This is a genomic window from Hydrobacter penzbergensis (genome assembly GCF_900106985.1).
Taxonomy (GTDB): Bacteria; Bacteroidota; Bacteroidia; order Chitinophagales; family Chitinophagaceae; genus Sediminibacterium; species Sediminibacterium magnilacihabitans.
On record NZ_FNNO01000016.1, the window covers coordinates 47,916 to 62,376 of the forward strand.

The 14,461-nt window shown below is 46.2% G+C and carries 9 protein-coding genes; 2 read left to right on the forward strand and 7 right to left on the reverse strand.

All coding sequences use genetic code 11. The features are described from left to right. Nucleotides 1–24: 24 nt before the first annotated feature. The 7 genes from BLU98_RS14750 to BLU98_RS14780 all read right to left on the reverse strand — a co-directional run bounded on the left by BLU98_RS14750 (nucleotide 25) and on the right by BLU98_RS14780 (nucleotide 11,472). Entirely contained in the window at nucleotides 25–900 is an 876-nt protein-coding gene (locus BLU98_RS14750; protein WP_092726155.1) for a YicC/YloC family endoribonuclease, read from the reverse strand. Nucleotides 901–1,017: 117 nt separating this feature from the next. Next, nucleotides 1,018–2,166, reverse strand: coding sequence for a SusE domain-containing protein (locus BLU98_RS14755; RefSeq protein ID WP_257575019.1), 1,149 nt, complete (start codon nucleotides 2,164–2,166; stop codon nucleotides 1,018–1,020). Between the two features lie 24 nt (nucleotides 2,167–2,190). Beyond that, nucleotides 2,191–3,027: a SusE domain-containing protein gene (locus BLU98_RS14760; protein WP_092726163.1), complete on the reverse strand. Its 837-nt coding sequence runs from the start codon at nucleotides 3,025–3,027 to the stop codon at nucleotides 2,191–2,193. A 24-nt stretch (nucleotides 3,028–3,051) separates the two neighbouring features. Next, the gene (locus BLU98_RS14765) at nucleotides 3,052–4,683 is read right to left on the reverse strand and encodes a RagB/SusD family nutrient uptake outer membrane protein (protein WP_092726165.1); all 1,632 of its coding nucleotides are present in this window, start codon (nucleotides 4,681–4,683) and stop codon (nucleotides 3,052–3,054) included. An 18-nt stretch (nucleotides 4,684–4,701) separates the two neighbouring features. Further along, nucleotides 4,702–7,671: a SusC/RagA family TonB-linked outer membrane protein gene (locus tag BLU98_RS14770; protein ID WP_257575020.1), complete on the reverse strand. Its 2,970-nt coding sequence runs from the start codon at nucleotides 7,669–7,671 to the stop codon at nucleotides 4,702–4,704. A 39-nt stretch (nucleotides 7,672–7,710) separates the two neighbouring features. Further along, nucleotides 7,711–10,596, reverse strand: coding sequence for an alpha-amylase family glycosyl hydrolase (locus BLU98_RS14775; protein ID WP_092726170.1), 2,886 nt, complete (start codon nucleotides 10,594–10,596; stop codon nucleotides 7,711–7,713). Between the two features lie 138 nt (nucleotides 10,597–10,734). Next, nucleotides 10,735–11,472: an NUDIX hydrolase gene (locus BLU98_RS14780; RefSeq protein ID WP_051347910.1), complete on the reverse strand. Its 738-nt coding sequence runs from the start codon at nucleotides 11,470–11,472 to the stop codon at nucleotides 10,735–10,737. Nucleotides 11,473–11,660: 188 nt separating this feature from the next. On the opposite strand from BLU98_RS14780, the gene ligA reads away from it, so the two are divergent. Further along, a complete protein-coding gene (gene ligA / locus BLU98_RS14785) occupies nucleotides 11,661–13,763 on the forward strand; it encodes an NAD-dependent DNA ligase LigA (RefSeq protein ID WP_092726232.1) in 2,103 nt (700 codons plus the stop codon). A gap of 3 nt (nucleotides 13,764–13,766) precedes the next feature. Beyond that, entirely contained in the window at nucleotides 13,767–14,438 is a 672-nt protein-coding gene (locus BLU98_RS14790; protein WP_092726181.1) for a DUF2461 domain-containing protein, read from the forward strand. The last annotated feature ends 23 nt before the right edge of the window (nucleotides 14,439–14,461 follow it).

Consider the following 14,461-nt stretch of genomic DNA (forward strand, 5'->3'; position numbering starts at 1 on the left):
TTTTTTTTCAAAGATACGGGCAAGCTACAACACATTCAATACCTGTTCCTTGGCCTTCTCCAGCTCGTCTTTCATCAGTATCACACATTGCTGCATCTGTGAGTCGTAGGCTTTGGAACCGGTGGTATTGATCTCTCTTCCGAGTTCCTGCAATATGAACGATAACTTTTTCCCTTTACTGATATCTTTTTCTTCCAGTATCGTACGGAAATAATCGCAATGGTTTTTCAGTCGCACCTGTTCTTCGCTGATGTCGATTTTTTCAATATAATAGATCAGTTCCTGTTCCATGCGGTTGGGATCATAATTGTCTTTCCCCACATTGTCTTCCAGCACTTTAACCAATCCTTCCTTGATCTTTGCTCTCCGCTTGGGTTCCAGGGCCTGAATGGCTTGTTGTTGCGCTTCTATATTGGCAATCCGCAGGAGTAGATCAGTCTCGAGCGATTTACCTTCATCCTTGCGGTGTTCATTGAGATCGCCAATAGCGGCTTTCATCAAACGCTCAAAGCTTTTCCATTCTTCATCGCTCAATGTTTCGGTAGAAGGGGTGATGACATCGGGTAGTTTCAGGATGGTGCTGAGAATGTCTCCGTGCGGGAGTTTCAGCTCATTGGCCAGTTCCGATACGGGCTGGTAATAAGCTTTGGCCAGATCGGTATTGATGGTAACAGGTTTGGACGCACCGTTTTGTTTGATGGTGATCACACATTCCACACTTCCTCTTTGCAACCCTTCATTCAGCAAATTGCGTATATCGAATTCAAAAGGTTTTAACAGCGCCGGGATATTCAACCGGAGGTCAAACTGTTTGCCGTTCAGCGAACGAACTTCAATAAGAAAAGTCTTGTCGAACAGGGTCTGCTCTGCCCTGCCATAACCTGTCATGGAATACAACATCGCGTTGGTGTTAATGGTGCAATGTAAGCAATGTAATGTTTGATAACAAGTCAGCACCTGTTTTCATGAGAAAGGGGGCATTTATGCCCCCTTCTTTCAACCAAAAACCACTGCTTGCTATTGCTTCGTCACTGTATAACTATTATCGATAAACCTTACTACAAACTTGTAATTACCCGAAGCATCCGGTCCGGGTAAATTCGACGATGCATCGTATGCAAAGGTTCCGCCTGCTTTCAAAGAAGGGATGGTATTATCTGGCACAGCAAACTTGTGACTCCAATCGCCATTCACCGGCAAGAACAAGTATTGTTTTCCTCCTGTCAGAGACAGGGCCAGTTCGAACTGGGTAGAGTTCACCTGTGTAAATTGCTGGCTAGGTACCGGCACCGGGTTGTTCCATCCGCCCGGAGTAGCATCACCTACAATGAACAGGTTGCTGGGCAATACCCCGGTATATGGTGTAACGGTGAATTTACCTGCCTGGAAATCTACAATGATCTTATACCTGCCGGAAGTAGCCGGACCAGGGATATTATCGTTCAGGTCGGCGCCGAAGCTGCCACCTGCATTGAGGCTTGCAACTGTTTTATCGGCCACGGAAAATTTGTGGCTCCAGTCGCCATTTACCGGTAACAGTAAATATTCATTACCACCTGTCAGGTTGAAAATACCTCCGTAAGTAACCGAATCAATTTTAGTGAACTCCTGAGTCGGGGCTGGAACGGGGTTGTTCCAACCACCGGCAGTAGCACTACCTACAATGAATAACCTGCCGGAAGCAGGGGGAGTAACTTTCGGCGGTATTTTGTAGGGCGTCATTTTTACTTTGATCACATTGGATCGCAGTAATTCGTTGTTATTGGCATAAGAAGAAGTGATCCTGATATTCATATCATAGGCCACACCAAAAGAGAAACCATATCCCAGCAAAATCGCATTCAGGTCTTTTGCGGTGAAGGAAGTGGTCAGCGCACCGCTGAGGGTACGGCTCACTGATTTGGAGAAATTCCTTCCGCTGGAATCGATCTCAACAATGTATTTAACCGTTGAAGAGTCTACTGAATATTTGGGATTGCTCCAGGTCAGCGTGAGCGCTACTTTTGAAGAATCTGCAGGTGCAGCAGCAACCGTGCTGGAAGAACTGCTCAATGTAACCGCAGTTCCCGGCTGGTAATATGGCAGATCGCCCACCTTCTTCTCACAGGCTGTAAAGAAACCAATCAACAGCACTGCGAGGAAACTGAGTTTTGCAAAATATTTCATAGTCATTTTGTTTAATCGTTGCGTTTATTGTTTGGTTACGATGAATTTGCCACGCTGGAAGTCGGCCTGTATTTTATAGGTACCGCTTGCAGTGGGGGCAGGAATATCTTGTCCAGAATCTGCAATAAAATCTCCGCCACTGTCTCCCAAACCGGCAATGGTATTGTCTTTCACAGCATACTTGTGGCTCCAGTCGCCATTCTTAGGCAGGAACAGATAGTGCTTGCCTCCGGTGAGTGCCACTGTGATCTCATAAAAAGTAGGGCTTATCTGTGTAAACTGCTGGCTGGGCACGGGCACAGGATTATTCCACCCACCCGGCGTGGCGTCACCTACCAGGTACAAAACGCCACCAGAGGGTGGTGTTACTTTGGGAGGAATCGCGTACGGTGTTACGGCGAATTTCAGCACGTTGGAAATCAGCATGGCAGCATTATTGGCCATATAAGATTTCACCCTGATCTCAAGATTGTGTGACATGCCGGGTTTCAATTGCAACTGATTCAACAGGTAGTCGTTGAACTGTCCCTGTGCGATAGACAAAGAGAGGTCCTTGCTAACAGCAACCGTTTGCTTGCCCGGATTGGTGAAGTTGGCGCCGCTGGTATCGATCTCTACCAAATAAGAAACATCCTGCGATCCAATGCCTGAAGTGAATTTATAATTGGGATTGGTCCAGGAAAGTTTGATCGCTTCCTGGTCGCGCATGGTATAGTCCAGTGCAATGGTATTGCTCACAGATGATGTCAACACAGGATTCGTGCCTCCTTCAAAATAATTCCTGGCTTCATCCTTTTTGCACGACGCAACAGTAATGGCGAGCAGGGATGAGAAGAAGAGGTATTTAAAAATATTTTTCATGACAAAAAGTTGACTGTTTAAGAATTAATACCCTGGGTTCTGGTCCAGGTTACTGTTAGAAGTCCTGTTAGATGCAGGGACCGGATATAGGTTGTATTTCGAATCAACACCAGTTCCGGAAGACACGCCTCCTTTCCATGGCCACAGGTATGTATTCGTGGTCAGCAGGTTGTACCGGATCAGGTCTGTTCTGCGATGTCCTTCCCAATACAATTCCCTTGCGCGCTCATCCAGTATCAGTTGCAGGTTCAAATCTCCCGCAGCCAGTTGGCCAACATTGTTGGTACCATAACTATCGCCATAGGCCCTGAATCTTATTTTGTTGAGATAAGTTAAAGCAGTAGCTGCATCTCCTCCTGTACCGCCACGGAGTACTGACTCGGCGTAGATCAAGTACATTTCAGACAGGCGGAAAACAGGGAAGTCAACATCAGAGAATGTTTTGGTAACATCAGATACGGCACCGCCATCTGAACGAATGTTCACGTATTTTTTCACATGCACTCCGTTTGCGAAATTGCTCACATCGCTGATCGCCATTTGCGAATTGGATGTGCCGAATTTGGAAGTTGTGAAGAGTGCTCTTTGGTCTGTATTACCCGATCTATCGGCAAACAGGTTGGCCAATGCCGATGTAGCGCGGTAACCATACCATCCACCGCCTACGCCGTACTCTGCAGCATCATCACCCGCAGCCGCATGCACAAAAAAGGTAGTATTACCATAAGCCTGTGTATGTAATCCATCGCAATTGATAGCGAAGATGAATTCATCTTTCTGCTTATCATTATCGGCCATGAACAGTTTGCTGTATCCTGATTTCAGTGTATAACCTCCGCCGATCACTTTCTGCGCATAGGTGATCGCATCGCTGTACCGGGGCGTTCCGGTATATACGCCTGCGTTCAGGTACATGCGTGCCAGCAACGCCCATGCAGCCCCCTGGTCCACCCTTCCATATTCAATGGTTTTAACGGGGGCCAGGTCTCCATCGATCGCTTTCAGTTCCTTTTCGATATAAACAAACAGATCAGTCCGTTTAATTTGTTTGGGCAAGCTACCTCCACTTCCAATACCATCTGCTTCGGTAATAAAAGTAGAGTTACCAAACAGGTCCATCATCACCCAATAATTGAAAGCTCTCAGGAAACGGGCTTCTGCTCTTGATTTTTTGACATCGGCTGCATCATTACCTGTGATACCCCTGGAGGCCAGCTTATCGTCTGTCGATTCCCGCAGGTATTCGTTGATGAGCGTGATATTGTAAATAGGCCTTGCATACATGCCTTTCAAAAAAGGATCAGCGCTGGTCCATTTCAGGTCGTGAAAATCGTGGATGGTCTGGTCGTTCCATGCTACCACCGCTTCATCGGTAGGCAACTCTTCGCAATTGAAAAAACCGCGAATGAATGCTACCTGTGAACCTTCATCGAGGCCACCTCCGATATCAGGATTATTTGACGGACCGTTGTTACCTGTAATAGCTAGTGAACCATATATTTTGGCCAGTACGCTTTTATAACCGGCCGCACTGGAGTAAGTCTTCTCGGGCGTCAGGTCGTTTTGCGGAAACAGGTCCAGTTTTTTAGAGCAGGCGGTGACAGATAAAACTGCAACAGCCGCTATAATCGTATTCTTTATGATATTATTTTGCATACTAATCATTTTTCAGGATCAGAAATCAAAGTTTAACCCCAGTGAGAACACCCTTGGGCGTGGATAAATATTATTGTCAACGCCTGAGCTGTTCGAGTTTTCAGGATCCAGTCCTTTGTATTTGGTAATCACAAACACGTTCTGGACGCTCGCTGATATGCGCATCTGTGCACGATTATTGAACACTTTACCGGCGTTATAACCGAAGTTGATATTATCCAGTCGCAGGAAAGAAGCATTCTCTATATAATAATCAGACAGGTATTGGTTGTTCACGAATCCGGTGTACAGGTAGTCGCGCGAAGCATTACCAATGAAGTTGATCGGATTCTTGATGGCCCTTAAAACACCATTATTGGAGTTGAAGTTGTTATAGAGATAACCACCCAGCGATCCGTGTGCAGCGAAACCTACGCTGATGCGCTTGTATATAACCTGGGTGTTGATGCCCAGCAATATATCCGCTGAAGGTTTCTTATAGTAATAGCGGTCAGATTCGTCGATCCTGCCATCCCTGTTCAAATCGTCGTACAGGCTTTCGATGGGTTTACCGGTGGTTCTGTCGTAGATTTGCTTGTACACATTGTACACATAAGGCGCATAACCCACTGCAAATTTGCCGATGTTGTTTCCGGTACCACCGCTGATACCACCAACGTCAATGCCTTTGAAGTTAGGGTCCTGCTGTTTCAGCAGGTTGGTGATCTCTGTTTTGTTGTAAGTAAAGTTGAATCCCAAATCCCATTCCAGGTCTTTCTGTTTTACGGGAATGGTATTCACTGCGAATTCCACACCCTTGTTCTCAATATTACCTACGTTGGTAAGCAAAGCGATATCAAAGTTGGAACCAGGCGCTACAGGGATCACACTCAACAGGTCTTTTGTTTTTTTCTTATACACATCCACTGATCCGGAGATCCTGTTGTTCAGGAATGCGAAGTCAAGACCCAGGTTGGTAGTGGTGGTAGTTTCCCATTTGATATTCGGATCGTAGGCAGATGGACGAAGGAAGCTATAGAAAGTATTACCGAACTGGTATTGTGCAGTGTTACTGCTCTGGGAATATTTCGGCAGGTATCCGTAGTAGTTACCAATGTCTTGCTGACCGGTAACACCTACGCTGGCACGGAATTTCAGTTCATTCACAACACTGCTGCCTTTGAAAAAGTCTTCATTTATTTTCCATGCAACTGATACGGCAGGGAAGTAACCTACCCTGTTGGCAGTGGAGAATTTCGAGCTTGCATCTCTCCTGATTGAAGCTGAGAGGAAGTATTTATCAGCAAGTGAATAGTTGAGTCGTCCTAAATAAGATTCCATACGGAACTCAGGTCTGTCGGTAGCGAATGTAGGCGTGCTTCCGGGAATCAGTACACCATTCTGACCATAAGAAGCAAAGTTGCTCACTTCCGTAACGAAATCCTGGTATTCATGGCTCACTAACACATCAAGTTTACTATCGATGCTCCTGATATCTTTGTTATACAATAACGATACACCGGCCAGTGTGTATTTTTTCTTTTGTTCATAGTGCACATAACGGCCTGCCGTTTTGTAATTGGTGGCAGAAACAGAATCTGTGTTATCGTTGCCGCTACCACTGGCATTATCGATTCCGAGGTTGGTCAGCACATGCAGGTCGGGGAAGAAATGCAGTTTATAATCAAGCTGCACATTACCGATCAGCCTGTTCACCGTAGAGCGGTTGTCTCTCAGGTTCAGCAGGGCCAGTGGGTTACGGGTTGACAGGTCAATGGGTTTGCCATCTGGCTGCAGCCATTCGTAATAGCCGCCATATTTATTGTTCGCATATACAGGTTGTGTAGGATCGAAAGCAACAGCTGAACCAATGGCGCCCTGGTCGGCAAAGCGGTTGGTAGTTCTGCTGGCTTTTACTGCTACTTCAACCGATAAATGATTATCGAAGAATTTTGGTGAGAGGTTGAGTGCAGAAGACATACGATCGAAATGATCTGTTTTCAGTATACCATCCTGGTTCAGGTATCCGAGCGAAAGGCGGAACGGAATATTTCCGATACCACCGCTGGCGCTGATATTGTTATCGTTGCCAATAGCTGTCTTATAAATTTGTTTCTGCCAGTCGGTATTTGCCGTGCCCAGTAATTTTTTATACGTATTATCTCCACTGGCTGCAGCATCTGCATTGATGATGCTCCTGATCTCATCACCACTTAGCACACCAACTGTTTTAGCCACTGACCCGGAAGAAACCTGGGTATTGAAATTATAACGCACTTTCCCTTTGAAGCCTTTCTTGGTAGTGATGATCAATACGCCATTTGATGCCCTTGAACCATACAGTGCAGTGGCGGAAGCGTCTTTCAATACGCTGATCGATTCAATATCATTGGGGTTGATGGTGTTCAGCAAGTTGGCAGAACCGGCAACACCATTACCATCTACAGCAATACCATCGATTACGATCAACGGGTCGTTGCTGGCGTTGAGGGAAGCGCCTCCGCGGATACGGATACGGCTGCCGCCACCCGCGGCACCACCACCGGAAGTGATTTCCAAACCGGCTACTTTACCCTGCAGCAACTGCTCGGAAGATGCGATGCTCCCTTTCTGGAAATCTTTGGCCGAGATAGCAGTTACAGAAGAAGTAAGATCGCTTTTCTTGCGCGTGCCATAAGCGATCACAATCACATCACCCAATGCTTTATCGATGGGCTCCAGCGCAACATTCACCGCACCATCGCTTATTTTCACCTCCCTGTTGGCATATCCTATGCTGGAGATCATCAGTGTGGTAGCACCAGATGGAACTTTTAAGCTGAAACTACCATCGGCGGCTGTTTGCGTACCAACAGAAGATCCTTTCACCGTCACCGACACGCTTTGCAAAGCCGTGCCGTTCCTTGAATCTGTCACTTTTCCCGTAACAGTTCTTTGCTGCGCCTGTGCAGACAACTGCAACAACAACGCAGGTAAGATCATTAATAGAAGCAAGCGTTTTACGTTCATATACTTTGTTTTTTCAGTTTTGGCAAATGAGGGGATTGTTTAATTGTTCATTATAAAGGGGATTGTTTGTTGCTTTCCGTTGATGAGCATCCGGAGTAAGTATGTTCCGGCGGCCAGGTTACCTGTATGCAAACCATTACGATTAAAAGGCACCCGGTAAAAACCTTTGGTCTTATAAGCGTCTTCCAATATTGTCATCCGTTTGCCCGACAGATCCCATACATCAAGCATGAGCTTACCACTTGCAGGTATTTCATATTCGATGATACCATTGGTATTTACCGGGTTGGGCAGTATGGCCAGGTGATTATTAGCGACAGGCGTACCAGGTTCATTGATGGCAGTTACGACTATATTCCTGAAATTCTTATTGGTGAACACATAATATTCACCGGGTTGCAGTGTAATGCTTTGTGCTGTAGCAGGCGCAGTGTACGTAGCATCTGTAAGATAATTATACCAGGTACCTGCACTAGGAAAACTGATGGAAGCCGTAGCCGCATTCACATCAAAATTGCCCAGTACCATTACTTTCAAAGAATCTGAATTGAGTTGTAACCATTTGAACGCTCCCGACAAATCGTAGCTCAGGTTGCCGGTAGTGAATGTAGTAGTATAGGCAGGCAGCAAGCGCAGCTTGATCAGTTGTGCATACACATTGTACAGAGAGAGGCGATTGCTGTTGGTAGCATACTCCCAGTGAATAGGCTTGGGAGATGTGCGGCAACTATTATCGATGGTAGCATTCTGACACTGGTTGATACTGTAATCATAACCTAGCTCTCCAAACTGCCACAACAATTTGGGGCCCGGTATCATAGCCCAGAATGCAGCAGCCATTTCATTCCGTTTCAAAGCAGTATTCAGGTCTTTTACGCTGTATGCGCCTGCGGCATTGCCATAGTTGAGGTTCTTGTACATCAGCCTTTCCTCATCGTGACTTTCCATGTACGTAACCAGGTTGGGCTTGCTCCAGCTGCGGTTCTGGTAAATGCCCCATTGAAAATTCCAGTCGGTAGCAAAGCCCATGGTGGCCTGGTTGAAATTGTAATTGGCATTACCCCAGAGCAGCATACCGTAATTGGACAATTCTATTTCTTCCTGGTTGGCAGCAAAATGTTCCAGTATGCAATAACTACCAGGCACAGTAGCCTGCATTTGATCGTAGATCCTTTTCCAGATGGCAATCCTGCTGGAATCATAAGCGCTCCACGCAGCCACATCATTGGGGTTGTTTGTTTGCGTAAAGCCTTTGGACAGATCCCACCGGAAGCCGTCTATCTTATAGTTCAACATCCAATGCGTCGTTACACGATCAACAAAGTCTTTGGTAGCTTGTGATGCGTGATTGAAATCGTACCCTACGCTATAAGGATGGGTAGCCACCGGGTTGAACCAGGGGCTATTAGCAGCAGGACGATTGTTCTGTGCATCCCAATACATCTGCACCATGGGCGATTGACCGAAGGAATGATTCATCACCAGGTCCATGATTACAGCCATACCCTGCTTGTGGCATTCGTCGACGAATTGCTTCAATGCTGTTTCGGTTCCGTAAGCTTTATCGGGCGCGAAATAAAAAATGGGATTATAACCCCAACTGCTGTTGCCTTCAAATTCAGAGAACGGCATCAGTTCAATGGCATTCACACCCAGCCTTTTGATATAGCTGAGGGTATCTTTCAATGTTTGCCAGTTCTGCGCAGCAATGAAGTCACGCACCAGCAATTCATAAATGACCAGGTTCTGTTTATTGGGTTTGGTAAACGCAGGCACCTGCCAGTTGTACTGGGCTTTGCCAGTCTGCATAATACTTACGATACCAGTTGTTTTCCCTGTAGGATACGATTTGAGCGATGGATAAGTAGCAGCAGGAATACCAGGATCGTTGACAGGGTCGAGTATTTTTTCCGTATTGTAATCCGCTACTTTGAGCGTACCGTCGATGATGTACTGGTAAGCATATTCTACTTTCGGTGTGAGGCCTGTGATGCGCAGCCAGAAACGGTTTCCATCGGGTGTGCGGTTCATTTGGTAATTACCACCCTGTGTCCAGTTGTTGAAATCACCCACTACACTAACACTGTTCTTGAGTGGTGCAAACAAAACCAATGTGAGGGAAGTATCACCAGGCTCGTAGTTGATACCATCCTTTACGCCTGCAGGCAAGGCTGCTACCGTTACAGGTGTTGCCACATAAAAACTGAAAGTATCCCTGCTGGTAGTATTGCTGTTGGTTGCTTCCGACACAATCGTTTGCATACCGGAAGAAATGATAGGGGTATTGGCAGCAATAGTAACCGCATTGTTTTGAGCGGCAATTACAGACCCATTCCAATACAATTTCAGGTTGGAAGATTGGTTGGCATTGGCGGTAATTGTCACGGTATCTCCCACATTTTTTGTGAGTGGTTCAGGCTGGCGTGTGTAAGTAGGCTGCGAGAAAGGCTGCATGATCCTCACTTGCAAAGCAGTATCGGTTACAGGCAGGTACATATCGCTTCCATCAGCATTGCGCAAAACCTTGCCGCCACTGCCATTGCGAAAGAGGATGGCTATGCGGAGGATCTTTTCGCTGCTGTTGGTAATGCCAAAAAAAGAACGGAGACCGCCCGTGATGGAATATTTCCACTGGTTATTGCCCAGCGATACACACTGTGCTGCGGAGGTGGTAGTACCCCAGGTGAATTTGCTGTACTTCCAATCAGATGAACTGCTGCTGGCTGTAGTGATGCAGCCGATGTGTGCGTATACGTCTGAAACAGGCGTATAATTAAGTAAACCTTGGTTGCCGCGGGTAGCATCACAGGTAATGTTGATAGAGGAACTGGTATCGGTAATGAAAATAGGATTGCTCCGTAATAGTTGCGCTTTGGAGGGTAGTCCAATAATAAGCAGTAGTCCTATGAAGCAAACAAATCTCATATGTGCTGGCAAACGTAATTTTCATTAATGTGTAAAATTTACACATTTAATTGAGTGCACAAAGTAGGAATTTTTCCAAACAACCAAATATTTTTTTTGGCCGGGAATAATTTTTAATACCGATTTAAGTGAAGGGGATTAGAAATCAATACCTATCCAGGTACGCTTGCGTTTTTCGTACTTTTCGAAATTAAACTTGTAGAGTTTTCCCGGGCGATGCGGAACATCCTGTTCCATTTCATCGATATCGATGAGCAGGTCCATCGAAGCGAATTTTTTGCGGAAGTTGCGCCGGTCGAGACGCACGCCCAGTATGGCTTCGTACAAATTTTGCAGTTCGCGGAGTGAAAATTTTTCGGGCAACAGGTTGAAGCCGAGCGGGTGTTCCTGTATCCTTTTTTGCAACCATTGATAGCTGGCGTCTACAATTTCTTTATGGTCGAAAGCCATCCCTTGTAGGGCGGAAACGCTGTGCCAGTTGAGTTCGTTGTCGTGTATCTTAAGCTCGTGGTGGTTGATGTTGAGCAGTGAGCAATAGGCCACTGTAATAACCCGCCCGCCAGGGTGACGATGGGGATGCCCGAAAGCTTTTACCTGGTCGAGAAATACATCATTCATACCGGTACGCTCTTTCAATACCCGGTAGGCGGCATCATCGAGTTCTTCATTGTCCTTTACAATATCGCCAAGCAGGGAATATTTATCCTTATATACTTCCAGGTCACTCTTAATCAACAGTACTTTCAATTCGTTCTCTTCAAATCCGAATATCACACAGTCGATCGTAAGGGGTACTGTGGGGTAAGACTTCACCAGCTTAACGGCATCTTTTACCAGGTGTGGTTCATGTACGATAGGAGCAATCTTCTTTTTCATCCATATTTTTTTTAAAGCACCGCCTCGGGCGGCTGTCGTTTGACTCGTATGGAATGCCTTGTAAAAGGCCTCCAAAAGCTCAGTGGTCTTACATAGAGAATGCAAAGTTCACGAAAAAAAATGCAAAATGACTAGCGGTTTTTCCCATGAGGGTGGAAGCCTGTAACTTTAGCACTGAATTTTTACCTATGTACAGTGTCGAGCAAACCAGGGAAATGCAACAGCAAGGAAACCGTTTATTAACGCTGGCTAAAGCCGACGGACCACTGGGTGCAAAAGACCTGCCCCTTCTCCGAAAGGTATTGCGTTTTCATGAATACCGTTACTATGTGCTCAACGATCCGCTGCTTGCCGATTTCGAATACGATGCCCTGTTCAAACTGTTGGAAGCCTTCGAGGCGAAGCACCCGGAGCTGGTTAGTGCCGATTCTCCCACCCAACGGGTGGGCAGCAGCCTCAACCAGCAATTCAATACCGTACAACACCTGGTGCCGATGCTGAGTCTCGATAACAGTTACAACGCTGATGATCTGTTGGACTTTGACAGAAAAGTGCGGGAGGGCGCAGGGACCGACCTTATAGAATACTGCATTGAACCCAAGTTCGACGGCGCCAGTATTTCTTTGATCTATGAAAATGATATACTGGTGCGTGGTACCACCCGGGGCGATGGCGTGGAAGGAGAAGAGATCACGACCAATATCCGGCAGATCCGCTCAGTTCCTTTATCTGCTCCTTTTTCGCGTTATAGCATACAACAGATAGAGATTCGCGGCGAGATCATCATGTTCAAAAAAGCATTCGAACAATACAATGAAATGCTGGCTGCAGAAGGATTGGCGCCGCTTGCCAATCCGCGCAATGCCGCTTCGGGCAGCCTGCGCATGAAAGACCCGAAAGATGTGGCCGACCGTAAACTCGATGCCTTCCTCTATCATATCAGTTATTACAACAAGGAAAACGATGCATCCGATAAAATGCTGTCTACACACAGCGGGTCGCTGCAATTCTTGTGGGAGCTGGGTTTCCGGTCGCCCGAAAAAGAAAAGAAAGTGGTGAAGGGCATACAGGCCGTTATCGATTATTGCCTTGCTTTTGAAGCCAAACGCGATGATCTCCCTTATGAGATCGACGGTATGGTGGTGAAAGTAAACGATATTCATTTGCAGGAACAATTGGGCATGACCTCTCACCATCCCCGCTGGGCCATCGCTTTTAAATTCAAAGCTCGACAAGCCACTACGCAATTGAAAGCGGTGGAATTTCAGGTAGGAAGAACAGGCGCCGTAACCCCGGTAGCCAAGCTGGAACCCGTGTACCTGGCCGGTGTTACCGTATCAAGCATCTCTATACACAACGAAGACTACATCAAAGAAAAAGACCTTAAAATAGGCGACACAGTATTGATCGAAAGAGCCGGCGATGTTATTCCCCAGATCGTGAAATCATTGCCTGAGCTACGCAATGGAAAAGAAAAAGATATCCTGTTTCCCAGGAATTGTCCTGTTTGCAAAAGCGAATTATTCAAAGAAGAAGGGGAAGCCGTATGGCGCTGCATCAATATCGAATGCGAAGCCCAGGTGGTAGAAAAGATGATCCACTTTGTAAGCAAAGATGCCATGGACATCAAGAGTTTTGGTGAAGCCAATGTGCGCAAATTCTATGAAATGGGATTGCTCAAAGATATTCCCGGCATCTATACACTCGACTTTGAAAAGATCGGCACGCTGGAAGGGTTTGGTAAGAAAAGTCTCGACAACCTGCGCACGGCCATTGATGCATCGAAGCAGCAACCGCTCAACAGGTTGATATACGGACTGGGCATTCGTTTTGTAGGAGAAACCACGGCCAAAACATTGGCCAATGCTGTGACACACTTGTTGGATCTGAAAGACAAGAACGAAGAAGAACTTCAACAACTAGAAGACATCGGCGTTAAAGTAGCGCGCAGCATCTACCAGTTCTTCCGCAATGAACAAAACCTGCACATGTTGCAGGCATTGGAACAATACGGACTGCAACTGAAGAATGAAAAGAAAGAAAACAACGGCAACGATAGCTTGCAGGGGCAGACCTTTTTGTTCACCGGCACTTTGGCTAAGTTGAAACGCAACGATGCCGAAGCCATGGTGGAAGCCAATGGAGGCAAGATTGTAAGTGGCGTAAGCAGTAAGCTGAATTACCTGGTAGTAGGTGAAGACGCCGGCAGCAAACTGGAGAAAGCCAAAAAGATCAATACCGTTAAGATCATATCTGAAGATGAATTCCTGAACCTTATTCAAACCAGCTAAATCATGTTACAACCTGCAACCATTCAATTCCTGAAGAACCTGAAAAAGAATAACAACAAAGAATGGTTCGATAAAAACCGGAAAGCTTATGATGCCGCCAAAGCAGATTTCACTGAGCTCACCAACCAGGTGATCAAAGGTTTTGGTAAAAAAGAACCGGCTATTGCAGGGCTTGCAGGTAAGGACTGCCTGTTTCGTATCAATCGCGACATCCGCTTCAGCAAGAACAAAGACCCTTATAAAACCAACTTCGCGTCCAGCATCATTGAAGGCGGTAAAAAGTCCATGCTCGCCGGTTATTATTTCCATATTGAACCGGGAGGCAATAGTTTTTCGGGCGGTGGCCGGTACATGGTAGAAGCCGATCAATTGAAAAAGATACGCCAGGAGATCGATTACAGCTGGAAGGATTTCAGCAGTATTATCAGGAGTAAAAAATTTGCGGCATTGTATGGCGACCTGGAAAAAGGAGAAGGGCTCTCTTTGGTTCGTGAACCGAAAGGATATGATAAAAGCAATCCTGCTATTGAATACATCAAACTAACAAGTTGGATAGCCACGGTTCCGTTAACAGATGCGGACCTCACCAGCAAAGACATGGTGCAACAGATCGTTCGTTCATTTGAAACTTTGCAGCCGTTGATCCGATTCTTAAACACCGCAATCATACATTAAGATCGTCATCCCGAGCGAACGAA

Coding starts and splice junctions, on each gene's coding strand:
- BLU98_RS14755 (WP_257575019.1), bottom strand. CDS start 2,166: ATGAAATATTTTGCAAAACTCAGTTTCCTCGCAGTGCTGTTGATTGGT.
- BLU98_RS14790 (WP_092726181.1), top strand. CDS start 13,767: ATGTTACAACCTGCAACCATTCAATTCCTGAAGAACCTGAAAAAGAAT.
- BLU98_RS14775 (WP_092726170.1), bottom strand. CDS start 10,596: ATGAGATTTGTTTGCTTCATAGGACTACTGCTTATTATTGGACTACCC.
- BLU98_RS14750 (WP_092726155.1), bottom strand. CDS start 900: ATGTTGTATTCCATGACAGGTTATGGCAGGGCAGAGCAGACCCTGTTC.
- BLU98_RS14770 (WP_257575020.1), bottom strand. CDS start 7,671: ATGAACGTAAAACGCTTGCTTCTATTAATGATCTTACCTGCGTTGTTG.
- BLU98_RS14765 (WP_092726165.1), bottom strand. CDS start 4,683: ATGCAAAATAATATCATAAAGAATACGATTATAGCGGCTGTTGCAGTT.
- BLU98_RS14760 (WP_092726163.1), bottom strand. CDS start 3,027: ATGAAAAATATTTTTAAATACCTCTTCTTCTCATCCCTGCTCGCCATT.
- ligA (WP_092726232.1), top strand. CDS start 11,661: ATGTACAGTGTCGAGCAAACCAGGGAAATGCAACAGCAAGGAAACCGT.
- BLU98_RS14780 (WP_051347910.1), bottom strand. CDS start 11,472: ATGAAAAAGAAGATTGCTCCTATCGTACATGAACCACACCTGGTAAAA.